This window comes from Ruegeria sp. YTSA064 (assembly GCF_059610325.1).
The window spans coordinates 276740-298907 of record NZ_JBXWNK010000003.1 but is presented as its reverse complement, the minus strand read 5'-3'; the positions used below and the strand labels follow the sequence as shown (position 1 = coordinate 298907).

Annotated in this window: 27 protein-coding genes; 9 read left to right on the top strand and 18 right to left on the bottom strand. The window is 59.7% G+C overall.

The window, feature by feature from the left end; translation table 11 throughout:
- Positions 1–2: 2 nt before the first annotated feature.
- From fmt to def (AC2FI7_RS06330), 3 genes are read right to left on the bottom strand one after another with little or no spacing between them, the layout of a single operon-like run.
- Positions 3–917 (bottom strand): methionyl-tRNA formyltransferase, encoded by a 915-nt coding sequence (fmt, locus tag AC2FI7_RS06340; protein WP_496816048.1) that lies wholly within the window; start codon positions 915–917, stop codon positions 3–5.
- 42 nt (positions 918–959) lie between these two features.
- Positions 960–1454, bottom strand: a complete 495-nt coding sequence (gene def / locus AC2FI7_RS06335) for a peptide deformylase (protein WP_496816047.1) — start codon at positions 1452–1454, stop codon at positions 960–962.
- Positions 1451–1969 (bottom strand): peptide deformylase, encoded by a 519-nt coding sequence (def, locus tag AC2FI7_RS06330; RefSeq protein ID WP_170392632.1) that lies wholly within the window; start codon positions 1967–1969, stop codon positions 1451–1453. The genes def (AC2FI7_RS06335) and def (AC2FI7_RS06330) overlap by 4 nt, the downstream gene beginning before the upstream one ends.
- A 94-nt stretch (positions 1970–2063) precedes the next feature.
- Here def (AC2FI7_RS06330) and AC2FI7_RS06325 point away from each other — a divergent pair, with 94 nt between their 5' ends.
- Positions 2064–3236, top strand: a complete 1173-nt coding sequence (locus AC2FI7_RS06325; protein ID WP_010437656.1) for a MalY/PatB family protein — start codon at positions 2064–2066, stop codon at positions 3234–3236.
- A gap of 30 nt (positions 3237–3266) precedes the next feature.
- Positions 3267–3965 (top strand): fumarylacetoacetate hydrolase family protein, encoded by a 699-nt coding sequence (locus AC2FI7_RS06320; RefSeq protein ID WP_010437654.1) that lies wholly within the window; start codon positions 3267–3269, stop codon positions 3963–3965.
- Positions 3966–4055: 90 nt separating this feature from the next.
- On the opposite strand, the gene AC2FI7_RS06315 is transcribed toward AC2FI7_RS06320, so the two are convergent.
- Positions 4056–4409 (bottom strand): hypothetical protein, encoded by a 354-nt coding sequence (locus AC2FI7_RS06315; RefSeq protein WP_010437652.1) that lies wholly within the window; start codon positions 4407–4409, stop codon positions 4056–4058.
- A 209-nt stretch (positions 4410–4618) separates the two neighbouring features.
- On the opposite strand from AC2FI7_RS06315, the gene AC2FI7_RS06310 reads away from it, so the two are divergent.
- Positions 4619–5608, top strand: coding sequence for a glutathione S-transferase family protein (locus tag AC2FI7_RS06310; RefSeq protein WP_010437650.1), 990 nt, complete (start codon positions 4619–4621; stop codon positions 5606–5608).
- Here AC2FI7_RS06310 and AC2FI7_RS06305 read toward each other — a convergent pair.
- Positions 5590–5952, bottom strand: a complete 363-nt coding sequence (locus AC2FI7_RS06305) for a response regulator transcription factor (RefSeq protein ID WP_008756687.1) — start codon at positions 5950–5952, stop codon at positions 5590–5592. The genes AC2FI7_RS06310 and AC2FI7_RS06305 overlap by 19 nt on opposite strands.
- Before the next feature lie 181 nt (positions 5953–6133).
- On the opposite strand from AC2FI7_RS06305, the gene AC2FI7_RS06300 reads away from it, so the two are divergent.
- The 3 genes from AC2FI7_RS06300 to AC2FI7_RS06290 are packed head-to-tail and all read left to right on the top strand — an operon-like array spanning position 6134 to position 9192.
- Entirely contained in the window at positions 6134–7099 is a 966-nt protein-coding gene (locus AC2FI7_RS06300; protein ID WP_010437647.1) for a threonine-phosphate decarboxylase, read from the top strand.
- Positions 7096–8016: an adenosylcobinamide-phosphate synthase CbiB gene (gene cbiB, locus AC2FI7_RS06295; RefSeq protein ID WP_010437646.1), complete on the top strand. Its 921-nt coding sequence runs from the start codon at positions 7096–7098 to the stop codon at positions 8014–8016. Before AC2FI7_RS06300 ends, cbiB begins: the two co-directional genes overlap by 4 nt.
- A 12-nt stretch (positions 8017–8028) precedes the next feature.
- Positions 8029–9192: a lytic murein transglycosylase gene (locus tag AC2FI7_RS06290; RefSeq protein WP_010437643.1), complete on the top strand. Its 1164-nt coding sequence runs from the start codon at positions 8029–8031 to the stop codon at positions 9190–9192.
- 10 nt (positions 9193–9202) lie between these two features.
- Here the strand turns inward: AC2FI7_RS06290 and AC2FI7_RS06285 are convergent, their stop codons facing one another.
- The 5 genes from AC2FI7_RS06285 to AC2FI7_RS06265 all read right to left on the bottom strand — a co-directional run bounded on the left by AC2FI7_RS06285 (position 9203) and on the right by AC2FI7_RS06265 (position 15767).
- Positions 9203–10000 (bottom strand): class II glutamine amidotransferase, encoded by a 798-nt coding sequence (locus tag AC2FI7_RS06285; RefSeq protein WP_496816045.1) that lies wholly within the window; start codon positions 9998–10000, stop codon positions 9203–9205.
- Positions 10001–10131: 131 nt separating this feature from the next.
- Positions 10132–10482 carry a hypothetical protein gene (locus AC2FI7_RS06280; protein WP_010437640.1) on the bottom strand — a complete coding sequence of 117 codons (351 nt, stop codon included), beginning with the start codon at positions 10480–10482 and terminating at the stop codon, positions 10132–10134.
- Positions 10483–10536: 54 nt separating this feature from the next.
- Positions 10537–13992: a chromosome segregation SMC family protein gene (locus AC2FI7_RS06275; protein ID WP_010437638.1), complete on the bottom strand. Its 3456-nt coding sequence runs from the start codon at positions 13990–13992 to the stop codon at positions 10537–10539.
- A 141-nt stretch (positions 13993–14133) separates the two neighbouring features.
- Positions 14134–14529, bottom strand: coding sequence for a hypothetical protein (locus tag AC2FI7_RS06270; RefSeq protein WP_010437637.1), 396 nt, complete (start codon positions 14527–14529; stop codon positions 14134–14136).
- Between the two features lie 44 nt (positions 14530–14573).
- Positions 14574–15767 (bottom strand): aminotransferase-like domain-containing protein, encoded by a 1194-nt coding sequence (locus AC2FI7_RS06265; protein ID WP_010437635.1) that lies wholly within the window; start codon positions 15765–15767, stop codon positions 14574–14576.
- A gap of 151 nt (positions 15768–15918) precedes the next feature.
- Here AC2FI7_RS06265 and AC2FI7_RS06260 point away from each other — a divergent pair, with 151 nt between their 5' ends.
- On the top strand, positions 15919–16689 hold the full coding sequence (locus AC2FI7_RS06260) for a FadR/GntR family transcriptional regulator (RefSeq protein ID WP_010437633.1): 771 nt from the start codon (positions 15919–15921) through the stop codon (positions 16687–16689).
- The gene (locus AC2FI7_RS06255) at positions 16689–17177 is read left to right on the top strand and encodes a metal-dependent hydrolase (protein ID WP_010437631.1); all 489 of its coding nucleotides are present in this window, start codon (positions 16689–16691) and stop codon (positions 17175–17177) included. The genes AC2FI7_RS06260 and AC2FI7_RS06255 overlap by 1 nt, the downstream gene beginning before the upstream one ends.
- Before the next feature lie 66 nt (positions 17178–17243).
- Here the strand turns inward: AC2FI7_RS06255 and AC2FI7_RS06250 are convergent, their stop codons facing one another.
- The 6 genes from AC2FI7_RS06250 to AC2FI7_RS06225 all read right to left on the bottom strand — a co-directional run bounded on the left by AC2FI7_RS06250 (position 17244) and on the right by AC2FI7_RS06225 (position 20910).
- Complete coding sequence (locus tag AC2FI7_RS06250) at positions 17244–17804, bottom strand: F0F1 ATP synthase subunit B (RefSeq protein WP_170475783.1); 561 nt, start codon at positions 17802–17804, stop codon at positions 17244–17246.
- A 5-nt stretch (positions 17805–17809) separates the two neighbouring features.
- Positions 17810–18361 (bottom strand): F0F1 ATP synthase subunit B', encoded by a 552-nt coding sequence (locus AC2FI7_RS06245; RefSeq protein ID WP_010437627.1) that lies wholly within the window; start codon positions 18359–18361, stop codon positions 17810–17812.
- 86 nt (positions 18362–18447) lie between these two features.
- On the bottom strand, positions 18448–18672 hold the full coding sequence (locus AC2FI7_RS06240) for a F0F1 ATP synthase subunit C (protein WP_005981269.1): 225 nt from the start codon (positions 18670–18672) through the stop codon (positions 18448–18450).
- Between the two features lie 48 nt (positions 18673–18720).
- Positions 18721–19479 carry a F0F1 ATP synthase subunit A gene (locus AC2FI7_RS06235; protein WP_010437618.1) on the bottom strand — a complete coding sequence of 253 codons (759 nt, stop codon included), beginning with the start codon at positions 19477–19479 and terminating at the stop codon, positions 18721–18723.
- Positions 19480–19481: 2 nt separating this feature from the next.
- The gene (locus tag AC2FI7_RS06230; protein WP_010437616.1) at positions 19482–19814 is read right to left on the bottom strand and encodes an AtpZ/AtpI family protein; all 333 of its coding nucleotides are present in this window, start codon (positions 19812–19814) and stop codon (positions 19482–19484) included.
- A 184-nt stretch (positions 19815–19998) separates the two neighbouring features.
- Positions 19999–20910, bottom strand: a complete 912-nt coding sequence (locus tag AC2FI7_RS06225) for a DMT family transporter (RefSeq protein WP_029621605.1) — start codon at positions 20908–20910, stop codon at positions 19999–20001.
- An 81-nt stretch (positions 20911–20991) separates the two neighbouring features.
- On the opposite strand from AC2FI7_RS06225, the gene AC2FI7_RS06220 reads away from it, so the two are divergent.
- Positions 20992–21324: an ArsR/SmtB family transcription factor gene (locus AC2FI7_RS06220; RefSeq protein WP_010437612.1), complete on the top strand. Its 333-nt coding sequence runs from the start codon at positions 20992–20994 to the stop codon at positions 21322–21324.
- A gap of 3 nt (positions 21325–21327) precedes the next feature.
- Here AC2FI7_RS06220 and AC2FI7_RS06215 read toward each other — a convergent pair whose 3' ends face one another.
- Together AC2FI7_RS06215 and AC2FI7_RS06210 are read right to left on the bottom strand one after the other, a co-directional pair.
- The gene (locus AC2FI7_RS06215) at positions 21328–21741 is read right to left on the bottom strand and encodes a universal stress protein (RefSeq protein WP_029621604.1); all 414 of its coding nucleotides are present in this window, start codon (positions 21739–21741) and stop codon (positions 21328–21330) included.
- A gap of 84 nt (positions 21742–21825) precedes the next feature.
- Positions 21826–22104 (bottom strand): hypothetical protein, encoded by a 279-nt coding sequence (locus tag AC2FI7_RS06210; RefSeq protein WP_010437608.1) that lies wholly within the window; start codon positions 22102–22104, stop codon positions 21826–21828.
- Positions 22105–22168 lie beyond the last annotated feature (64 nt).

The following is a 22168-nucleotide window of genomic DNA, read 5'->3' as shown; positions in this document are numbered from 1 at the left end:
GCTTACTCCGATGACAGGCGGGTGCCGACCGGGATGGGCCAGCCCCGCAGAAAAGTTTCCCTATCCTGCGCGCCCTTGCCTGCCCTTTGCAAGCGCAGCAGCTCAACCGCGCCTTCGCCACAGGCCACGCACAGGTGGTCATCCAGCACCTCGCCGGGCGTGCCCTGCCCTTCGGCCAGCCGCGAGGCCAGCAGCTTGATCCGGTCGCCCTCGACTTCGGTCCATGCGCCGGGAAATGGGGAGAGACCACGGATTTTTCGATCTACTTCGGGTGCGGGGGCCGACCAGTCGATCCGCGCCTCGGCTTTGTCGATCTTGGCGGCGTAGGTCACGCCGTCCTCGGGCTGCGGGTCCGGTGTAAGGCCGTGCAGTTCGGCCAGAGCCTCAACGATCAGAGCCGCTCCCATGTCCGACAGGCGGTCATGGAGTTGCGCGGTGGTTTCCTCGATGCCGATCTCGGTGGCCTCGCGCAGCAGAACGGGGCCGGTGTCCAGCCCGGCCTCCATCTGCATGATGCAGATGCCGGTCTGCGCATCGCCCGCCATGATTGCGCGATGGATCGGGGCGGCCCCGCGCCAGCGCGGCAGCAGGCTGGCGTGGATGTTCAAGCAGCCGTGGGTGGGTGCATCAAGGATCGGCTGTGGCAGGATCAGGCCATAAGCCACGACTACCGCCACATCAGCGTTCAACGCTGCAAATCTATCCTGTTCTTCGGGCGTTTTCAGCGAGGTCGGATGGCGCACCTCCAGTCCCAGCGCCTCGCCCCTTGCGTGGACCGGAGGCGGGCGGTCTTTCTTACCGCGACCAGCGGGGCGTGGCGGTTGGCAATAGACGGCGACGATTTCGTGTCCTGCCTTGACGAGTGCGTTTAGAACGGGGACCGAGAAATCGGGGGTTCCCATGAAGATTATGCGCATCGTCGGCTCCGAAGGTGTTGGGGTGCCGGGCTGAAGCCCAGCCTACGTGGATTTGCGCGCCTTGCGCAGCAGCATGTCGCGTTTGACCTTGCTGAGCCGGTCGAAATACATCCGCCCGTTCAGGTGGTCGATCTGGTGCTGTACGCTGGTGGCTTCGATGCCGACGAAATCGCGGCGGTCGATCTGGCCCTGTTCGTTAAGAAATTTCACTGTCACTGCGCGCGGGCGTTTTACCTTGGCGGACACGCCGGGCAAGTTCGGGCTGGCCTCGTCATGTTCACGCAGCTCAACCGAGCTGCGCAGAATCTCGGGGTTGGCCAGTCGCACAGCTTTGCCCCGCTGGGTCGAGCCATCCACGACAGCCAGCCGCAGCATCACTCCGATCTGCGGCGCAGCGAGGCCAACACCCGGCATAGCCTCCATCGTATCGATCATGTCATCCCAGATGGTGCGGATGTCGTCGGTGATCTCGGGGACGTCCTCGGCCTTGGTGCGCAGACGTTTATCGGGCCACGGCAGGCAGGTCCGCACCGTCATGTGCGGGCCTTTTCGCGCTTGAGCTTCTGCATCTTACGCGTGATCATCTGACGCTTGAGCGGTTTGAGATAGTCGATGAACAGCTTACCGTTCAGATGGTCGATCTCGTGCTGCACACAAGTCGCCCAGAGATCATCAAAGGTTTCCTGCTGCAGATTACCGTCACGGTCCAGCCAGGTGACATCAACCGTCTTCGGGCGCGTGACTTCGGCATATTGCTCAGGGATCGACAGGCAGCCTTCTTCGTAGACGTTGGTCTCGTCCGAGGAGGCGATGACCTCGGGGTTGAACATCACCAGTGGACGCGGGGCCTCACCTTCTTCTTTGACACAGTCCACCACGATCAGCCGGTCGAGCACACCGATCTGCGGCGCAGCAAGGCCAATGCCGGGCGCGTCATACATCGTCTCCAGCATGTCATCGGCCAGTTTGCGCAGGTCGTCGGTGATGTCGGCCACCGGCGCGCAGACCTTTTTCAGGCGGGGATCGGGATGGATCAGGATATTGCGTTTCATGGGGCTGATTTAGGCCATCGTGCCCGCCTCCGCAACGCCCCCCTTGCACCTGATGGATTTGTGGTTAGCTTTCGCCTCGACAGATGGAGATGACATGACTTTCAACGACCTGATCGACCGCCGGGGCACCAATTCTTCGAAATGGGACAAGATGGAGCAGCTCTATGGTGTCTCGCCCGAGGATGGGCTGGCCATGTGGACGGCTGATTCCGACTATGCCACCGCCCCTTGCGTGATCGAAGCAGTGCGCAAGGCCGCCGGTCATGGCGCGTTTGGCTATTCTTGGACGCACCCGGATTATCTGAACGCGATTCAGTGGTGGATGAAGACCCGCCACAATTGGGAGATCGATACCGATTGGGTGCTGACCTCACAGGGTCTGGGCAATGCGATTGCCCTGTGTCTGGATGTCTGGAGCGAGCCGGGTGATGGCGTCGTTATATTCACGCCCGTTTACCATGAATTTGCCCATAAGGTGAACAAATCGGGCCGTCGCGTGGTGGAATGCCCTCTGGTACGTGACGGCGACAGCTATGCGCTTGATCTGGACGATGCGCAGTCTCGGCTGGACGGTTCGGAAAAGCTGCTGTTGTGGTGCTCACCGCAGAACCCTTCGGGTCGGGTTTGGACACCGGATGAGCTGCGTGCGGTAGCAGCTTTTGCAGAACGTAACGGACTGATCCTGGTTTCGGATGAGATTCACCACGATCTGGTTTATCCAGGCAATACCTTCGTGCCGATGGATGTGGCTGCTCCGGATGCGCGCCCATGGACCGTGACGCTGACCGCCGCATCAAAGACTTTCAACATCGCCGGTCAGCGCACCGGCAACATGATCATTCCCGACGCTAAGCTGCGGGCCGAGATGCGGCACCGGATCACAACGCTGGACTATGACCCCAGCGCACTGGGGGTGGCGATGATTACCGCCGCCTATTCGCCGGAAGGTGCAAAATGGGTCGATGAACAGGTCGCTCATCTGGATGCCAACCGGAAGCTCTTTGATACGGCCATCGCCGAGATTCCGGGCCTGTGGTCGATGCCGCTACAGGCGACCTATCTGGCCTGGGTCGATTTCTCTGGCACCGGGATGAGCCATGATGAATTTGTCCTCCGCCTGCGCGACGATGCGCGGATCGCGACATCTTCAGGTCCCGGCTTCGGCACCGGAGGAGAAACCTTCGAGCGGTTCAATCTGGCCACGCAACGCGCGCGGGTGGAAGAGGCTTGCGCCCGCCTCAAACGCGCCTTTGGCGATTTGCAATAATCCCCGTCCGAGAACGAACGGAGCCACATCATGCCCAACCAACTTTTTGCGCTTCCGGACATCCCGAGCATCCCGGTACAGGGGGAGCAGGCGACCTATCCGATCGGGCGGATTTTCTGCGTGGGTCGCAATTATGCCGCCCACGCCGCCGAAATGGGGCATGAGGTGGATCGTCAGGCGCCATTCTATTTCACCAAATCCGCGCCCAACGCGGTTTTGACAGGTGCACATGTGGCTTATCCTGCGGGAACCGAGAATTATCATCACGAAATGGAACTGGCCGTTGCAATCGGCAAACCGGTCTTCCAGGCCACGGCTGCACAGGCCCACGCGGCGATCTTTGGCTACGGGTGCGCTTTGGACATGACGCGCCGCGACCTGCAGATCCGAGAGCGCAACAAACAGCGTCCCTGGGATCTGGGCAAGGATGTGGAAAGCGGCGCGGTCTTCGCCCCGCTGACCCGCGCCGATCATTGGAGCCCATCGGATGACAAGCGCATCTATCTCAGCGTCAATGGGCAGGTGAAACAGGACGCCACTTTGTCCGAGCTGGTTTGGAAGATTGATGAACTGATCTGCCATCTCTCGGGTTTCTATCATTTGCGCCCCGGCGATCTGATCCTGACCGGCACACCCGCTGGGGTCGGGCCCGTGGTCGCCGGAGACCGAATCGAAGGCGGTATCGATGGTCTGTTCCCGGTGCACCTGACCCTGACGGCCCACGACTAATCGTCCGGCCCGATACCTGAAAATCTTGTGGCACCATTACCGCCCGAGCGTCGACTGCGCGTCGGTGCCACAGGTCAATCGGTGAGCGTGTCAGTCGCGGTTTTCAAGCAGTGCGATAGGTGCATCCGGCGCGCGGTAGAAATCCAGCGGGGCCTTGTCGGCTGCCACAGTGCTGCGCTTGAACTCATAGCGCATCTCACCCACCGCTTCTTCATCTGCGATGATCAGGCACTGATACATGTGATTGGCACCGTCATAGATATCGACGAGCCCACGCAGGCGTGGCGTGGTTTCGGCCTCGACGGTGAAACCATCCTTCCACAATGTGAGAATCTTGAAGCTATTGTCGCCAAACTCCACCCGCAAACGGCTGGATTTCTTCAATGTAGCGATTCGGGCGGCATCCAATTCAGCGCGAATTTCCTTAGAAACATAGGTACTCATAATAAACTTCCCCCAGAACTTTCTTTATTGTGGACCAGCTTGTGTAAAAATCCAGTGAACTGTCTCACTTGGACCCGAGATTTACGATCTGTTGCGCAGGTGTCCCGATGACACTGTGCGCGGATGCAGGTCAGTTGCGCGCGCGGTGAAATAGGAACCTGAGCCGCAACAGCCTATCTTTGTCTCAATCGCAATGCGGAGGAATGACGATGGGCCTGCTTGTCGACGGCGTTTGGCATGACACCTGGTATGATACCAAATCCACTGGCGGGGCGTTCAAACGTTCGGCCGCACAGTTTCGCAACTGGATCACCGCCAATGGGGCACCTGGCCCCTCGGGGCGTGGCTGTTTTGAGGCGGAGAGCGGGCGATATCATCTGTATGTCTCTCACGCCTGCCCCTGGGCGCATCGCACGCTGATCTTTCGCGAGTTGAAGGGGTTGCGAGAACACATCTCAGTCTCGGTGGTACATCCGGATATGCTGGATAAAGGCTGGACCTTTGAGACAGACGACCATGGAGCGACAGGAGACAAACTGTTCGGACATGACTTTGCCCATCAGATCTATACCCGTGCCGACCCCAACTATTCAGGCCGCGTGACGGTGCCGATCCTGTGGGACAAAGTGGAAAAGACCATCGTCTCGAACGAAAGCTCGGAAATCATCCGCATGTTCAATTCGGCTTTCAACGGGATCACCGGCAACACCGACGACTACTGGCCCGAGGCGATGCGGGACGAGATCGAAGAGGTCAACGCGCGCATCTATTCCGATGTTAATAACGGGGTATACAAATGCGGCTTCGCCACCTCGCAAGAGGCGTATGACGCGGCCATTGGCCCTCTGTTCGACACGCTGGACTGGCTTGAGGATCGTCTGTCACGCAACCGCTATCTGATGGGTGACCGCGTGACCGAGGCCGACTGGCGCTTGTTCACCACTCTGATCCGGTTCGACCCGGTTTATCACCTGCATTTCAAATGCAACAAACGGCGGCTGGTGGATTACCCGAACCTCTGGGCCTTTACCCGAGAGCTGTATCAGTGGCCCTGCGTGGCCGAGACGGTGAACATGAACCACATTGTGCGCCACTATCACTACAGCCACGATAGCATCAATCCGCATCGGATCACTCCGGTGAACCCAGAGCTGGATTATTCAGAACCCCATGGACGGGATCAGCGCCCGGCGGCGTAGTGCTCGACCATTGCTGCCAGATCCTCGGGCGGGGTGGAGCTTTGCACATAGGCGCATGCATTCGCACTATGGGCAAAGATGGACCCGTCCGAGAAGAATGTGGTGTTGGTGACAAAGATCACCCGCGCCTCGGGCCTGCGATAGCTTGCAAAATCGGCAACCGCCAAGGCGCTGCCGGTTTCCAGAACCAGATCCAACACGATGATATCGAAGGCTGTGCCATAGAGCGCCAATATTGCAGCCTCTTGCGTCTCAACCAAAGTGACCTCGGCCTCCTGCCTTTGCAGATGCCGTTGCCAGACCCGACCTAGATCGGGGTTACTCTCAACAATCAGTACTTTCATTTGCAACAACCTCGGCACGTGATATGGGTGAGTGGTGCCGACCCCTGTTGTCCGTGATCACGCAATTTCCTTAACAAAGTGTTAACAGCGCCAGCACAGGGCCGTGAACTGGCGGATTCGCTTGTATGAGCGGCAAAAATCCGCTTGAAGCATGAGAAATAGGCGATTCCGGCTGGGGCTGATGGTTGGACAGGATGACAGATTGAACCCTCGGGCCGCGCGCGATCATGGCGGTGGTCTGGATGGCGCGATGGCACGGTCCGGAGGCCTTCGCACAGACTGGATCGATCTGTCCACCGGGATCAATCCGCACGCGTATCAGGTCTCGGGCCTGCAGCCGTCGGACTGGATGGAACTGCCCGATCATGGCGCGTTCGAACGCCTGTCGGACGCGGCGCGGGTGTTTTGGAATGTGCCGGGCGGGGCCGAGATTCTGCCCTCGCCCGGCGCTTCAGCAGTGATTGCCCGCTTGCCCGCGCTGGCCAAAGCGGGCCGCGTGCAGATCACAATGCCCACCTATAACGAACATGCCGCCGCGTTCACCGCGCAGGGCTGGACGGTGCACGAGACTGGCCCCGCTCAGGCGCGGGTCATCGTGCACCCCAACAATCCCGACGGGCGCATCTGGCAGGACGCGGATGCCAATGCACCGCTGACGGTGATCGATGAAAGCTTTTGCGACGTCACCCCCTGCGCCTCGCTGATCCATCTGGCGGGGCGGCCCGGCGTCGTGGTGTTGAAGAGTTTTGGCAAGTTTTGGGGGCTGGCCGGGTTGCGGCTGGGTTTTGCGATCGGCCATCCCGATCTGATCGCGCGGTTGAACGACCTGACCGGACCCTGGGCGGTTTCCGGCCCGGCGCTGCGGATCGGTACGCAAGCGCTGCACGATACGGATTGGGCGGAAGATACCCGCATGCGTCTGGCAAATGACGCAACCCGGCTGGATCAGCTTGTAACGGCCCAAGGTGCGCGGTTGATCGGTGGGACCAGCCTGTTCCGCCTCTATGACGTAGACGATGCCACCGCATGGCAGAACCGGCTGGCACGGGCGCATATCTGGAGCCGTATATTCCCCTATTCCAGAACCTACCTGCGCCTTGGATTACCGCCAGCAGACGGCTGGGCCCGTTTGGAAGCAGCGCTGTGAGCACCGCGTTTCTATTGGTCTGCGCCATGTGTCTGGACGCAGCACTGGGTGAGCCGGATTGGCTGTGGTCGCGGATTCGCCACCCTGCCGTATTGATGGGCAACGCGATTGGCTGGCTAGACAACCGGCTGAACCATGAGGCGTATCGCCGCCTCAAAGGGGTTGCGACGGTACTCATCCTGGTTGTGGCGGCACTCATCCTTGGCCGGTTGCTGGCACTGCTTGGTCCGATCGTCGAGATCGTGGTCTGCGCCATCCTTCTGGCACAGAAATCCCTGATCACCCATGTTCGCGCAGTTGGCGAAGGCCTGTTGACCTCGCTTGCCGAAGGGCGCGCTCAGGTCGCCATGATCGTCTCGCGCGATACGCGGGACATGACCGAGGCGCAGGTGGCGCGCTCGGCCATCGAAAGCGCAGCCGAAAACCTGAGCGACGGGGTGATTGCCCCAGCCTTCTGGTTTCTAGTCGGGGGTCTGCCGGGGCTGCTGGTCTACAAGGTCGTCAACACCGCCGACAGTATGATCGGCTATCGCAACGACAAGTACCGCGCCTTCGGTTGGGCAGCGGCGCGGCTGGACGATCTGCTGAACCTTGTCCCGGCACGCCTGACGTTTGTATTGATCGTGGCGCTGTCCGGCCAATGGTCGCGCTGGGGAGAAATGGTAGAGGATGCAAGCCGCCATATCTCACCCAACGCAGGCTGGCCCGAGGCCGCGATGGCGCGCGCGCTGGATATCGCGCTGGCCGGGCCGCGCAGCTATGACGGGCAGATGCGGGGTCTCGCCTGGGTGAACGGGAATGCCCGGCAAGATATCGACGCGGCAGAGGTTTTTCGCGCATCCAACATGCTCTGGCAGGTTTGGGGGCTTGCGCTTGGGCTCGTGTCGGTGTGGGTTGGGTTCAACTTCATATTCTGACGGATCAGACCCATGCGTTTCCTTTCCGGCCTTATTGCCGCCGCCTTCTTCGCCTCACCCGCCCTTGCCCAGTGCGGCGGTGGGTTCAATACCTTCGTCAAAGGGCTGAAAGCCGAAGCCATTCAGCAGGGTTTCGACAAGTCCACCGTTGACAGCTTCTTCAACGGCGCGCAGCAGGACGGAGCCGTTCTGAAAGCTGACCGCGCGCAGGGCGTATTCCAAAAACCCTTCATCGACTTTTCGCGCCGACTGATCTCGCAAAACCGGATCGACCGGGGTAAGGCCATGTCAGGGAAGTACGATGCCGTATTTGACCGGATTGAGCGTGAATACGGCATTTCGCGAGGTGTGTTGCTGGCGTTCTGGGCTTTCGAGACCGACTACGGCGCGTTTCAGGGTGATTTCAACACCCGAAACGCGCTGGTGACGCTTGCCCATGATTGCCGCCGCCCCGAGCTGTTCCGGCCGCAAATCTTCGCTGCCATCGAGCTGTATCAACAAGGCAATTTCGACCCGACCCGCACCACCGGCGCATGGGCGGGCGAGATTGGCATGGTGCAGATGCTGCCGCGCGACATTTTGGAAAACGGCGTGGATGGGGACGGAGACGGCAAGGTTTCGCTAAAAACCTCGGTGCCGGATGCACTGATGTCCGGGGCCAAAATGCTGTCGCATCTGGGTTGGCAACCGGGTCAGCCATGGCTGCAGGAGGTCACAGTGCCCGCGCAGATGGACTGGTCACTATCAGGCCCCGGCAAGCCCCGCCCGGTGTCCGAGTGGCAGGCGATGGGCGTACAGGCGCGCAGTGGGTCTTTGAGCGACCTGCCCGCCTCGCTTATCCTGCCACAAGGGCACAAGGGCCCCGCCTTTCTGGCTTACCCGAATTTCGATGTTTATTTCGAATGGAACCAGAGCTTCGTTTACGTCCTGACGGCCGCCTATTTCGGCACACGGCTGGAAGGCGCGCAGATCTACGACGCAGGCAACCCAACGCCGGGGCTGACCGGCGCTCAGATGAAGCAGTTGCAGACAAAATTGCAGGCGCGGGGGCACGACGTGGGCAAGATCGACGGCATACTTGGGGCCGGAACACGCGCAGCGGTGCAGGCCGAACAGGTACAACTAGGTCTACCGGCCGATGCCTGGCCAACGACACAGCTGTTGAACCAGCTATAAGGATCAGCGCCTAGGCGACCTTTGCCGGTTCACGTTTCACTGACGGATCAAACGCATGGATCGATACCACCGAGCCTTCTGCAACGATGGCGGTATTGGGTTGTACTTCAACCCAGCCGTCACTGTCTGCATCAAGCGGTTCGGACGATATCACTATACCGTCGTCGGAGGTCCGGTAATGCAGACTGGGTGCATAACGATCAGACGCATAGCGCGCCGCAAATACACGCTTGCCATCTGACCAGCACGCCGCAAACCGCATATAGGGTAACGACCCGCATTGTCGGGACAGCGCTTCCACCCGCCCCACGGCCCGTGCCATTGAGCCGATCGGGTTTGAATCCAGACCTTCACCATGAGCAATCAGAAAGATCGCCTCGCTTTCCGTGGCACCCATTCGGTGCCCGTACAAATGTGCCGGGATCATTGAGTCGAGCTCTTGCCGGATTTGGTCATGCCCACCAGCCTGGCCATTATGCATGAAGCTCCATTTTCCAACACCGAACGGGTGGCAATTGTTACGCGAAGTCGCAGTGCCAGTCGACGCTCGCACATGGGCCAGAAACAGTCGTGATCGTGTGTGATGTGCCAGTTGCTTGAGATTTGCATCGGACCACGCGGGATGAGTGTCCTTGTAGAAACAAGGCGTTTCGCGGTCAGAATACCAAGCCAGTCCAAACCCATCGGCATTGATCGGTGTCTTCCCTATCAATGCGTTGCGGCTTTGAATGACCAGCGATTGCTCCTGCTCTTGAACCAACTCATCCAGATATCGCTGTTCCCCAACCCAAGCTAAAAAACGGCACATATTGTGAACCCCATAAAATCTATTGATCTGGAGCATTCTACAACTTCAACAGCTAAAAATTATCCCGTTCTTCACCCTATGCGATCATAATTTCTATCGATATGTCGCTTTGGCTGGAAAAAATAGATCATTTACTCGCTCTTGATCGGATAGCGGTCACCTTTCTCGTCGATCAGGATCAACCGTTCCCCACTGCGAACATACAGATCGCAACGGCTGAATCCGTTGCGATAGGCGATGCAGACGCTGCCATCCTGGGCGATGGAATACGTGCCAAAGGCGGAATCTCCGCTGGCGTAGGTGTAGGAATAGGCCCCTCCGGCCGAAAATTTGGATTGGCCGTCGTCGTAGAAGGTTAATGTGCGACCTGCCAGCGCCTCAAGTTCCTGAGGCGACAATGGGATGTCGCCGGGCTTGGTGGGCCAGTCGGCAGCCCAGAGGGGATTGGCCGCCAGCAGTGCGAGAATGAAGTATCGGATCATGATGCCAGCCTAACTTGATATGCGGGCCATGGCTCATAACGTTGCAGTGATCGTTCAGGCGACCATCTGCTCGGCCTTCTTGAGGTCGACCGAGACCAGTTGGCTAACGCCCTGTTCCTGCATCGTCACACCAAACAGACGATCCATCCGCGCCATAGTCACCGCGTGGTGGGTGATGATCAGGAAGCGGGTGTCGGTCTGGCGGCACATCTCGTCCAGCAGGTCGCAAAAGCGGGTGACGTTGGCGTCATCGAGCGGCGCGTCGACCTCGTCGAGCACACAGATCGGGGCCGGGTTAGCGAGGAAGACGCCAAAAATCAGCGCAGTCGCCGTCAGGGTCTGCTCCCCACCTGACAGCAGGCTGAGGGTCGACAGCTTCTTGCCCGGCGGTTGGCACATGATCTCAAGGCCCGCATCCAGCGGGTCGTCGCTTTCAACCATGACCAGATTTGCCTCACCGCCGCCGAAAAGGTGCTTGAACAGCATCGCGAAGTTCGAGTTCACCTGTTCAAATGCGGTCAACAGACGTTCGCGCCCTTCGCGGTTGAGGCTGGCGATACCGCTGCGCAAGGCCTTGATCGCCTCTTCCAGATCACCCTTTTCCCCATTCAGCGTGTCGAATTCTTCCTGAACTTCCTTGCTGTCCTCTTCGGCACGCAGATTCACCGCCCCCATCGCGTCGCGCTGGCGCTTGTGGCGGTTCACTTCGGCCTCCAGCGCGTCGGCGGCGGGCATCTGATCGGGGTTGGTGTCGAGCTGGTTCAGCAACTGGTTTGGCGTCAGTTGCTGGTCCTCGGCAATCCGTTCCGCCGCCGCGACCACGCTTTCCCTGGCCGCGTCACAACGCGCCTCAGCCGCCGCGCGGCTTTCGCGCGCTTCCGAGGCCAGACGTTCGGCTTCGCGTTCGGCCAGCACGATCTCGCGCTGCTGGGTCTCGGCTTCGGCCAGCTTGTCGGCGGCTTCGGCGCGGCGGGCCTCGGCGGTTTCGATCAGCTCGTTCAGCTCTTCCCGCGCCTCGGCGATTTCGCTGGGGGCGGCCATGGCCTCGGTCAGTTCCTCTTCCGAACTTTCCTTGCGTTCGGCCAGTTCCGATATCCGCTTTTCCGCCGTTTCCAGACGGTGCCGCCAACCGCTAAGGTCCTTGGTCACCTCCTGCGTGCGTCGGGTGCGGGCCTCGCCCTCGCGGCGCAGTTCGTCATGGGTCGAGCGGTGGGTCAGCATGGTGATCCGCGCCGCCTCGACCGTCTGTTTGATGTCCTCGACCTGCGCGCGGGCGCTGTCGAGGTCGCCCAGTCCGGTCAGCGCGCCCTCAGCCTCGCGCAGTTGCGCGCGGGCAGACATTGCATCTTCCTTATGGCGGTCAACAGCCAGTGTTAGTGTTTCCAGCTTGCCCTGTGCCAGATTGCGATCGGCCTCGGCCCGGCTGAGCATCCGCGCCGTTTCCGCCATGCGCTGGTCGGCAGCGCGACGAGCCTCGCGGGCGCGACGGTCGGCTTCGGTGACGTCGGCCAGTTGCTGGGACAGCGCCTCATGCGCGGCGCGTGCACCGTCGGCTTGTGCCTCGGTGCGGGTCAGTTCCTGTTTCAGCGCTTCCAGCTTGTTCAGCTGTTCCAGCCGCAGAGCGGCGGCGCTTGGCGCGTCTTCGGCCCAAGCGCGGAACCCGTCCCAGCGCCACAGGTCGCCCGAGCGCGAGACCAGCCGTTGCCCAGGTTTCAGCGACGCCTGCAACCGTGCCCCCTGATCCGCATCGACCAGACCAATTTGCGCGATCCGGCGGCTGAGCCGGTCGGGACCGGACACATGCAAGGCCAGAGGCTCGGCCCCATCTGGCAAGGGTTGATCGCTGTCATAGCCCACGACCTGCACCCAGCCCGAAGGACCGTCGCCCTCGACCAGCGGCGCGCGTAGGTCATCGGCCAGCGCGGCGCCCAGTGCCTTTTCATGGCCCGACGCCACGCGCAACAGGTCGAGCACCTGCCCACCCTCAGCCGTATCGCGTTCGACCAGTTTCGCTAGTGCGGAGGTTTCGGCCCGGATCGCACCCAACTCGCCTTCCGCCTCGGAGCGCTTGGCGCGGGCCTCTGCCTCACGCGCCTGCGTGTCGTTGCGCAGCTCATCGGCAGCGGCGAGCGCTTCTTCGGCGGACTCAGCAGCTTCACGGGCCTCTTCTTCGCCCTCCTGCGCGGTCTCGAACGCCTCGCTGGCGCGGGACAGAGCATTGCGCGCCTCGTCCACGGCGGCCCGGGCCTTTTCCTCTTCGCCTTCGGAGCGGGTCAGTGTCTTGCGGCTGTCTTCAACCAATCGCTGCGCCGATTGGTGTCGCGCCACCAGGCGCGCCATGTCTTCGGTTTCCTGCGACAGGTGATCTTCGCGATCTTGCAAAACCGAAGCGGCTTCGCGGGCAACTTCCGCAGCTTCGGCTACCTTTTCGTCATAGCCCTCGGCGGCTTTGGCCAGCTCGCGCGCCTCCCATTCCAGCCGTTCGATCATCTCACCCGCATCGCGGTTCAGGCCGGATTCGCGTTCGATGTCGTTGCCCAGTTGCTGGATCCGGTTGGTCAGCGTCTCGATCGTCTGGCGCGCACGGGTTTCCTGATCCGAGAGTTGATCGCGTTGCACCTGCTGTCGCTGCAGGACGGCGGCAGCAATAGCCTCTTCCTCGCGCAGGGGTGGCAGGGTTTCCTCGATCTCGGCGCGTTTGGCTGCGGATTCGCGGGCGGATGCCTCGGCGCGGGAGGCTTCGGTGATCCGGTCTCGCAGCTTTTCTTCTGCCGCTTGGCGAGCCATGTCAGCCTCTTTCCAGCGACGATAGAGCAGCATGCCCTCGGCTTGACGCAGCTGTTCACCAATCTCGCGGTAACGCGCGGCCTGACGGGCCTGACGGGCGAGTTGCGCCAACTGGCCGCCCAACTGTTCCAGCACGTCATCGACGCGGGTCAGGTTGGCCTCGGTGCCCTTCAGCTTCAGCTCGGCCTCGTGGCGGCGTTGATAGAGGCCCGAAATACCCGCAGCCTCTTCCAGAATGCGTCGGCGCGCGCGGGGCTTGGCGTTGATCAATTCGGCAATGCGGTTTTGCCCCACCAGCGCAGGTGAGTGCGCCCCGGTCGAGGCATCGGCAAACAGCATCTGCACGTCGCGGGCGCGGACATCCTTGCCGTTGGTCTTATAGGCGCTGCCCACGTCGCGGGTGATGCGGCGGACAATCTCCAACTGGTCACTGTCATTGAAGCCGGATGGCGCCAGACGTTCCGAGTTATCCATGGTCAGGACCACCTCGGCAAAGTTCCTTGCGGGCCGGGTCGCCGCGCCCGCAAAGATCACATCCTCCATCGCCCCGCCGCGCATGGATTTGGGGCGGTTTTCGCCCATCACCCAGCGCAGAGCTTCCAGAAGGTTGGATTTGCCACAGCCATTGGGACCGACGACTCCGGTCAACCCGTCCGCGATGATCAGATCGGTCGGGTCAACAAAGCTTTTGAAGCCGGTCAGTTTGAGTTTGCTAAAGCGCAATGGCTGCTCTTGGTGTGATTCCTATGGTTAGGAAGTCTGCGCAACGGATGGGGGAGGTGTCAACGTGATTGCGCAGGATATGGGATGATTGGCCGAGTTATCCACAATATCTTGGCAAAACTACGCAGGGTTTCGCGTATCTTAATACGGCGAACATTCGAAGGCCTGATATCCATAGTCTTCGTAATAGCCATAATCGACGCATTCATAAGGGCGGCGTAGGAGCGCTCCGAAAATCAGCTTTTCCCCCAGTTCCTTGTCGCAGCCCAGCACGCCTACAGTTACGGCCGCGTCGCCCAGAACGTCCAGAAGCGGACAGCCCGAGACCTGTGCCATCGCCAGCGCGGCGCGGTCGCGGATCGGACCAAGGCGCGGCGCGTATTGCGGGTTTATGCGGACGGCTTCGGCCAGTTCGTTGCGGACGCGGACGTCAAACACGCTGCCATTTACCGCAACACGTGTTGCGGGCTGGTCGCGGAAATAGGGCATGCCACCAGAGCAGGCGGTGAGTAACAGGAAGGCAAGCAGACGGATCATACCGCCGTTCTTGCGGCAATATGGTTAATGAATCCTTTCTCAGATCAGGCGCGCAGCACCTCTCCCAATCGGCGAATACCTTCGCGGATCGTATCCTCATCGGAATTGGAAAAGCTCAGCCGGATCGTGTTGGCCCCGGTGTCATCAGGGAAGAACGCCTGACCCGGGACAAAGGCCAACTTGACGGTTTCAAGCGCCCGGGCCAGCAGATCGGCCCCGTTCACCCCTTTGGGCAACGTGACCCAAATGAACATACCGCCTTCGGGTCGGGTCCATTCCACACCATCGGGCATATGCTGGGCCAACGCCTCCAACATCGCATCGCGGCGGGCGGCATAGGTGCGGCGCAACATCGGAACGTGGTTTTCGAAACAATCCCGCGCCACCTGATACACAGCCATCTGGTTGATAGTCGAGGAATGCAGGTCTGCGGCCTGCTTGAGCAGCACCATTTGCGAGATTACAGGTTTCGCACCTACCACCCAGCCAACACGCAGACCGGGTGACAGGGTTTTCGAGAAACTACCACAATAGATCGTGCGGCAGTTTTCGATTGATCCCTTGCGGGCCTGTTCCAGCGCCATGATTGGGGGGATCGGGTCGCCATCATAGCGCAGCGCCTGATAGGCCCCATCCTCGATCACAGCACAGTCCAATTCCTCGGCCAGATCCAACAGCGCTTCCCTGCCCCGCAGGTCGACGGTCTCACCCGTCGGGTTGGCGAAATCAGCGGAGAGATAAGCGAACTTGATCGGACTGCCATCCGCCGCTTCTCGGTACTCAGCCGCGCCACGATTGCCGTTGACACTGAGCTGATCGAAGCGCGGCTCATAAGCGTCAAAGGCATTCAGCGCGCCCAGATAGGTGGGCCAGCCGACCAGCGCGGTATCGCCCGGCGATAGAAACAGCTTACCCAGATAATCCAGCGCCTGCTGAGAACCGGAGGTGATCAGGATGTTGTCGATGTCGCACTCCACACCTATCCCGCGCATGTAGCCAACCAGCCAATGGCGCAAGGGCGCATAGCCCTCGCTGACAGAGTATTGCAAGGCCTGAGCCTGTTGATCCGGGCCTAGCGCGTTCTGGAACGCCTCGGCAAAGGCCTCAGCCGGGAACAGGTTCGGGTCAGGGATACCACCTGCGAACGAAATGATACCGGGCTCGCCCAGAAGCTTCAGCAATTCGCGGATTTCGGATGCTTTCATTCGGGATGCGCGGGTGGCGTATAGCTGATCCATCGTTGCGGGCCTCCTCCGCCCTTAGGTCGCAGACTAGGCAATGCACCTCTTATGTCAATAATACTGACCTAATGTTTCAACCTCTGTGAGCGGCTTGAACGCGCCTCGCAATCGTGGTCAAGTGAGTTGACCAATTTCAGATGTTAGCCGGATGCCTTTTCAAAAAGTTCAGACCGAAAAACTATCTCTGGCCGTGGTGCGCCAGATTGAGTTGTTGATCTTGCGCGGCATCCTGCGCCCCGGCGAACGCCTACCCTCGGAAAGGGAACTGGCCGAGCGGATGGGCGTGTCGCGCCCCTCGCTGCGCGAGGCGATCGCTGATCTGCAGGATCAGGGATTGCTGACCGCCAAGGCCGGGTCAGGCATCTATGTGGCCGAGGTTCTGGGCTCGGCCTTCTCGCCCGCTTTGATCCGGTTGTTCGGCAATCACGACGAGGCGGTGTTCGACTATATCTCGTTCCGGCGCGATATGGAGGGGCTGGCCGCCGAGCGCGCCGCGCGGATGGGATCGGACAGCGATCTGAAAGTGGTGCAGACCATACTGGACAAGATGGAAACCGCCCACGCGCGTAACGCTGCCGAGGAAGAGGCACATCTGGACGCCCAATTCCACATGGCCATCATCGAGGCCAGCCACAATGTTGTGATGCTGCATATGATGCGGTCGATGTTCGATCTGCTGCGGCAGGGCGTGTTCTACAACCGCCGGATCATGTTTCAGCAGCGCACCACCCGTGACGCTATTCTGGACCAGCACCGTGCCATCAACGCGGCCCTGCAGGACCGCGACCCAAAAGGCGCGCGGCGGGCGGTCGAAGATCACCTGAACTTTGTCAAAAGCTGCATGGCCGATCAGCAGAAGGCCCTGCGCAACGAAGAGATCGCGCAGCAGCGGTTGAAGCACGAAACCGGCGAGAACTGATGTTCATAGGACACCTGCCGGGCGCCTATCTGGTCTTTCGAACCGCCGCACCGAATCTCGGGAAACTTGCCTTTACGGCGGCGATGTTGGGAGCCGTTGCCCCCGATATCGATATGCTCTGGTTCTATCTTGTCGATGACCGGGGGCATCATCACCACTCTTACCTGACCCACCGCCCGGTCATCTGGGCAGGGATTCTACTTGCCGGGATTATGATACGTATCTGGGCCTCAAGAACCGGCACCATCCTGACCTTCTTTGGCGCCGGTGGGTTGGTTCATATGCTGCTGGATTCAATCACCGGGGAGGTTGCGTGGTTCTGGCCGTTCTCCGACGCAACGCATCCGTTGGTCATTGTGCTAGCGACGCACCTTCATTGGATATTGTCTTTTCTCAACCATTGGACTTTCAAGGTTGAGATCCTGATTACCGTGATCGCTCTAATTGTTTTTGTCGTGACCTGGCGCAGATCAAAGCGCAGTCCCTAGCAACAAAACAAAAAAACCCGAGCGCTACGCGGCCCTCGGGTTTTTCAATTCATATGATCCGGGCGATCAGTGGAGCTTTTCACCGACATCCGCGATGGATGCGTCGATCAGCTTGTTCGCCTGCGTGGCGGTCATTTGCTTGGCTAGAACGGCTTTCGCTGCGGAAACCGCAACGGTGACGGCCTGATCGCGAACTTCCTTGACTGCTGAGGCCTCAGCCGATGCGATCTGATCCTGTGCAGCCGCTAGACGGCGTGCAATGGATTTCTCCAAATCGACCTTGGCTTGCTCAGCGGCCAATGCCGCGTCCTGCTTCGCCGCTTCGACGATGGCGTCGGCCTGTGTCTGCACCTCGCGTTGCTTGCGCTCATACGAGGCTAGCAGGCTACGCGCTTCTTCATGCAGGGCACGTGCTTCGTCCAGTTCGGACTGGATGCCTTCGGCACGTTTGTCCAATGCACCACCGATCATGCCGGGGACCTTGAAGTAGAACAGGACCGCGATGAAAACGATGAAGCCCAGCAGGACCACAAAGTCGGTGTTACCAAGCGAAAAGAACGGTCCGCTTGCGGCCAGCGCGGGGCTGGCGGCACCGACGGTCAGGATAAGGGCAAGAGTGTTCCGCATGTCACTTATCCTTTCGTCTGTGCGTCTACTGCACCGTTGATGGCTTTGGCATCCGCCTCGCCGCCCAGTGCGGTGACCAGTTCAGCCGCTGTATCCTTGGCAACCACTTGAATGCTTTCCAGCGCACCGGCACGGATTTCGGCAATCGCCTTTTCCGATTCAGCCGCCTTTGCAGCGATTTCCGCGTCTGCCTTGGCAATCGCATCATCCAGACCAGACTGGATTTCCGCGCGCGCTTCCGCTGCGATACGCTGTGCCTCAGAACGGGCATCGGCCAGCGCCTTGTTATAGGCCTCTTCGGCCTCGACCGCCTTGGCCTTCAGATCTTCGGCCGCAGCCAGGTCATTTGTAATGGTCCCCTGACGTTCCGCCAGGATTGCCGCGATGCGCGGCAGCGCCACGCGGGACAGGACCAGAAAGATGACGACCAGCGTAATGACCAGCCAGAAAATCTGGTTGGGGAACCAATCGAAGCAGAGCTGCGGCATCCCGATGGCAGAGCCATAGGAGTCGACGCACGAGCCGGCTACTTCTTCAGCAATAGGTTCTGTCGCCATGATATCCTCCGTCGGAACGTAGTCTTTACAACAGATGGGCCGCTATGGCTTGGGCCCATCTGCGCGTAAGGATCAGGTTCCGCAGATTATACGGCGAACATCAGCAGCAGCGAGACCAGGAATGCGAAGATCCCCAGGGCTTCTGCGAACGCGATACCGATGAACAGGGTTGCGGTCTGCGATGCAGCCGCCGAAGGGTTGCGCAGGGCGCCGGCCAGGAAGTTGCCTGCAACGTTGCCCACCCCGATTGCGGCTGCGCCGGAACCGATTGCTGCCAGGCCTGCGCCGATGTGTGCGAGATCGCCTTCCATGATGTGTCTCCTTACGAATTGGAAGTTTCGATGTTGGGTGTTCGGACCTTAGTGCGACGGATGCAGTGCATCTTTCAGATAAACACAGGTCAGAATGGTGAATACGTAGGCCTGAATGAAGGCCACCAGGACCTCAAGACCATACATTGCGGTGATCGCCAGCACCGACACGGGCGAGATCACGGCAATCGCAGCGAAGCCCGCGAAAACCTTGATAACCGCGTGGCCAGCCATGACGTTACCAGCAAGACGAATAGAGTGGCTGACAGGGCGTACAAAGTACGAAATCAGCTCGATGATCGCCAGGATCGGGCGCAGCGCCAAAGGCGCGCTGGAGACCCAGAACAGACCCAGGAAGCCTGCACCGTTCTTGACGAAACCCAGAATGGTCACGGTCAGGAACACGGCCAAAGCCAGCGGGATGGTGACTGCAAAATGCGATGTGGTGGTGAACGAGGTCGGGATCAGGCCCAAGAAGTTCGCGGTTACGATGAACATGAACAAGGTCATGACATAGGGGAAGAACTTGACGCCTTCCTTGCCGCAAATGTCTTCAAGCATCTTGTAGATGAAGCCATAGGCCAGTTCTGCAATCGACTGCATGCGGCTTGGGACGATCGCGCGCTTGGACGTTGGCAGAACCAACAGAGCCACCACGGCCAATACGGCAAAGAACAGCCACAGAGTCACATTGGTGACCGTGAACATGCCAACCGCACCGTCGCCGAACAACGGCTTGACGATGAACTGGTCCATCGGGTGGAATACCAGGCTGCTGCCTTCTGCTGCGGTGGTCTCGGTCGCCACGTTCAGTCCCTCTCGTCCTTCTCGGCCGCATTTGCAGCCGTTTGTTTCTCTTGAACCTCTTTCGCGCTGCGGAGCATAACCTTCACGCCCGCGACAAGGCCCAGCAATGTAAATAGCACCAGAAAGATCGGGATCGTCCCGAGCAGGCTATCCAGCCCGTATCCGATGCCAAATCCGATCCCCAGACCGGATACCATTTCGATGACCATCCTCCAGGCAAGCTCACCCCCGGACACGTCAGCATCTGCGCGAGGCCTAGGCGCTTTGGCCTTTTTTGCCGCGTCGATCTTGGCCTCCAGCTGCGCCATACGCTGCTTTTGGTCATCATCGGTCACGGGCGTTTCCCTCGCACAGTCTTGGGTAGGGTGCTAAGGGTCTGAGGGCGCAGAGTCAACGCTGTTAACCGCCCGCCCAGAACATCGGTAACCAATTGATTTATATAATATTAATCTAACTTCACCCAAATCATCCCATTCGTTAGAATAGGCCAAACGGGCGAATTGGGCGAATTCTGCATATTCAACCTTTCGGTTGATCTTTTCCAACTGCATCCCGCTGCCTGCGCCTGACGATCCGCCCGTCGATAAGCAAAAGCCCGACAAGAATTGCCCCCATGCCCAACAGGTGCTCGGGCCGAAGCGTCTCATTCAGCACCCATGTTCCCAGCACCAGCGCAGAGACCGGAGCGATCAGGGTGACCGTCGATATATTCGTTGGTCCCACTTTGGGAAGAAGCCAGTAGAATGCGATAAAGGCTGCGGAGGTTAGTACAAAGCCGATCATGGCCAGCGAAGCCCAGGTTTCGATCCGGGTGATATGGGGCACGCCTTCGCGCCACAAGGCTAGCGGAGCTATTGCCAGTGTCGCGCCCGTCAGGGCCAGCGCGACCAGAACAACCGGCGGCATTTCCCGGAAGGCGCGCGCGATGTTGACCGAAAAGGCATAGCAGACAGGGGCGCACAAGGTGAGAAGAATTGCCCAGAACTCGGATTTTGCGCCTGAGTTTAGCACCGGCAACGACAATACTACGATACCCGCAAAACCACAGACCACGCCCAGGGATTTCAATAGCGTCGCCCGCTCTCCTCTGGGCCAGAAATGTGATACAACAACCGCAAAGGCGGGCGTCGTGGCATTCACGATCCCTGCGACGCCAGCACCTATATGCTGCTGACCCAAGGCATAAAAGGCAAACGGAGCAGCATAGCTGAGCACGCCAAATCCCAGCAACCCGGCTGCGCGACCGAAGGTCAGATTGACTTGCAAACGGGCGCCCAACACATAGACCCAGCACCCCAACGCACCAAAACCCACACGCCCCATCGATACCGACAGTGGCCCAAGCTCGCGCAGCAGAATGGCATTGAACATGAATGACATGCCCCAGCCGATGCCAAGTATGCAAATCACCAACCAGTATTTCAGTGCCATACCCAAACCTTTTTTGTTTGCTGGCACCTTGTCGTTGCAGCGAAAATTGTCAAACCGGTTCTTGCGCTTTAGGAATGAGCCATGTCCAATGACCTCGACACTGTTTTTGCGGCCCTCGGCGACCCCACCCGCCGCACCATCCTTGCGATGTTGCTGGAGGACGATATGGCCGTGACCGACGTGGCTGAGCCGTTCGACATGTCATTGGCTGCGATCTCGAAACACTTGGTGATCCTGACCAAGGCCGGGCTGATTTCTCAGGAAAAACGAGGGCGGGTTAAGTGGTGCAAGCTAGAGCCTGACGCCCTGCGTGCGGCGTCGGTCTGGATGCAGGGTTTCGGACAGTTCGAACCGGTCAATCTGGATGCGTTCGAGCGGTTCCTCGAGGTCGAACTGCCCTCGGACGAGGCCTGAGTTTCAACGCACCACAAAAACTGACATGCTGGCGTGTTTGGCCAGATAACCGGCATGACTGGAAAAGATATAGTCTGTGATCCTTGGGGCGTGAGTCCCGACCACAATCAGATCAGCACCAATATCTTCTGCCGCGCGGGTCAGATCGCCATCGACTTCGGCAGCGACATCGACCGAGTGTATGTTGCGTGTGGCAACCGGAGCGCCGCTTTGTTCTGCAATCTCGCCAGCGCAGTCCTTCAGCTTTTGCTCAATTGCGTCTTTCGACAGATTAACATCCCCGAGCTGGGTGCCCGTGACACTTACGACGGTCACTTTGGCACCTTGCCAATTGGCCAATTGTGCAGCAACTTCAGTCGCCTTCTTGACCTCGGGTGGCAGGTGCAGGTCGACTGGGACCATAATATGTTTGAACATTGCATTTTCCTCCTCGCAAAAAAGCATAGAGAAATTCGCATATAACCACTTTGACCTACCTCAAAGGCGCTGGGAGCTGTTAGCCTAACCTTCTCGGCTGTATTCGACCCCGGTCACGACGCCGGTCGCATCGGCCCGGCAAAGCCATGGCGCCTCTGCCCCTGCCACGAAAACACTGGTGACCGAGCCAGTCGGTCCGGATTGCGTCGAGATTGCTTTGACACCACTTGGCCCGGTCCCGGTTTCAGCACCTACCAGAGCCTCGCAGCTTGCCTGCAGGTCAGCCTGCGCGGCGTCGTTCACTCCTCCGGTTGCACAAGCGGACAAGGCAAACAGCACAGGAACAAGGAGGGTTGATTTCATAGCGAAACTCCGCACTCAAATAGCTCTTAGTACCGGCCAACTTGCCAGACCCGATTCAGAAGGC

Excerpts from the sequence above, each read along its gene's own strand:
- fmt (WP_496816048.1), bottom strand. The coding sequence starts at position 917 with ATGCGCATAATCTTCATGGGAACCCCCGATTTCTCGGTCCCCGTTCTA.
- def (WP_496816047.1), bottom strand. The coding sequence starts at position 1,454 with ATGACGGTGCGGACCTGCCTGCCGTGGCCCGATAAACGTCTGCGCACC.
- def (WP_170392632.1), bottom strand. The coding sequence starts at position 1,969 with ATGAAACGCAATATCCTGATCCATCCCGATCCCCGCCTGAAAAAGGTC.
- AC2FI7_RS06325 (WP_010437656.1), top strand. The coding sequence starts at position 2,064 with ATGACTTTCAACGACCTGATCGACCGCCGGGGCACCAATTCTTCGAAA.
- AC2FI7_RS06320 (WP_010437654.1), top strand. The coding sequence starts at position 3,267 with ATGCCCAACCAACTTTTTGCGCTTCCGGACATCCCGAGCATCCCGGTA.
- AC2FI7_RS06315 (WP_010437652.1), bottom strand. The coding sequence starts at position 4,409 with ATGAGTACCTATGTTTCTAAGGAAATTCGCGCTGAATTGGATGCCGCC.
- AC2FI7_RS06310 (WP_010437650.1), top strand. The coding sequence starts at position 4,619 with ATGGGCCTGCTTGTCGACGGCGTTTGGCATGACACCTGGTATGATACC.
- AC2FI7_RS06305 (WP_008756687.1), bottom strand. The coding sequence starts at position 5,952 with ATGAAAGTACTGATTGTTGAGAGTAACCCCGATCTAGGTCGGGTCTGG.
- AC2FI7_RS06300 (WP_010437647.1), top strand. The coding sequence starts at position 6,134 with ATGGTTGGACAGGATGACAGATTGAACCCTCGGGCCGCGCGCGATCAT.
- AC2FI7_RS06290 (WP_010437643.1), top strand. The coding sequence starts at position 8,029 with ATGCGTTTCCTTTCCGGCCTTATTGCCGCCGCCTTCTTCGCCTCACCC.
- AC2FI7_RS06285 (WP_496816045.1), bottom strand. The coding sequence starts at position 10,000 with ATGTGCCGTTTTTTAGCTTGGGTTGGGGAACAGCGATATCTGGATGAG.
- AC2FI7_RS06280 (WP_010437640.1), bottom strand. The coding sequence starts at position 10,482 with ATGATCCGATACTTCATTCTCGCACTGCTGGCGGCCAATCCCCTCTGG.
- AC2FI7_RS06270 (WP_010437637.1), bottom strand. The coding sequence starts at position 14,529 with ATGATCCGTCTGCTTGCCTTCCTGTTACTCACCGCCTGCTCTGGTGGC.
- AC2FI7_RS06265 (WP_010437635.1), bottom strand. The coding sequence starts at position 15,767 with ATGGATCAGCTATACGCCACCCGCGCATCCCGAATGAAAGCATCCGAA.
- AC2FI7_RS06260 (WP_010437633.1), top strand. The coding sequence starts at position 15,919 with ATGCCTTTTCAAAAAGTTCAGACCGAAAAACTATCTCTGGCCGTGGTG.
- AC2FI7_RS06255 (WP_010437631.1), top strand. The coding sequence starts at position 16,689 with ATGTTCATAGGACACCTGCCGGGCGCCTATCTGGTCTTTCGAACCGCC.
- AC2FI7_RS06250 (WP_170475783.1), bottom strand. The coding sequence starts at position 17,804 with ATGCGGAACACTCTTGCCCTTATCCTGACCGTCGGTGCCGCCAGCCCC.
- AC2FI7_RS06245 (WP_010437627.1), bottom strand. The coding sequence starts at position 18,361 with ATGGCGACAGAACCTATTGCTGAAGAAGTAGCCGGCTCGTGCGTCGAC.
- AC2FI7_RS06240 (WP_005981269.1), bottom strand. The coding sequence starts at position 18,672 with ATGGAAGGCGATCTCGCACACATCGGCGCAGGCCTGGCAGCAATCGGT.
- AC2FI7_RS06225 (WP_029621605.1), bottom strand. The coding sequence starts at position 20,910 with ATGGCACTGAAATACTGGTTGGTGATTTGCATACTTGGCATCGGCTGG.
- AC2FI7_RS06220 (WP_010437612.1), top strand. The coding sequence starts at position 20,992 with ATGTCCAATGACCTCGACACTGTTTTTGCGGCCCTCGGCGACCCCACC.
- AC2FI7_RS06215 (WP_029621604.1), bottom strand. The coding sequence starts at position 21,741 with ATGTTCAAACATATTATGGTCCCAGTCGACCTGCACCTGCCACCCGAG.
- AC2FI7_RS06210 (WP_010437608.1), bottom strand. The coding sequence starts at position 22,104 with ATGAAATCAACCCTCCTTGTTCCTGTGCTGTTTGCCTTGTCCGCTTGT.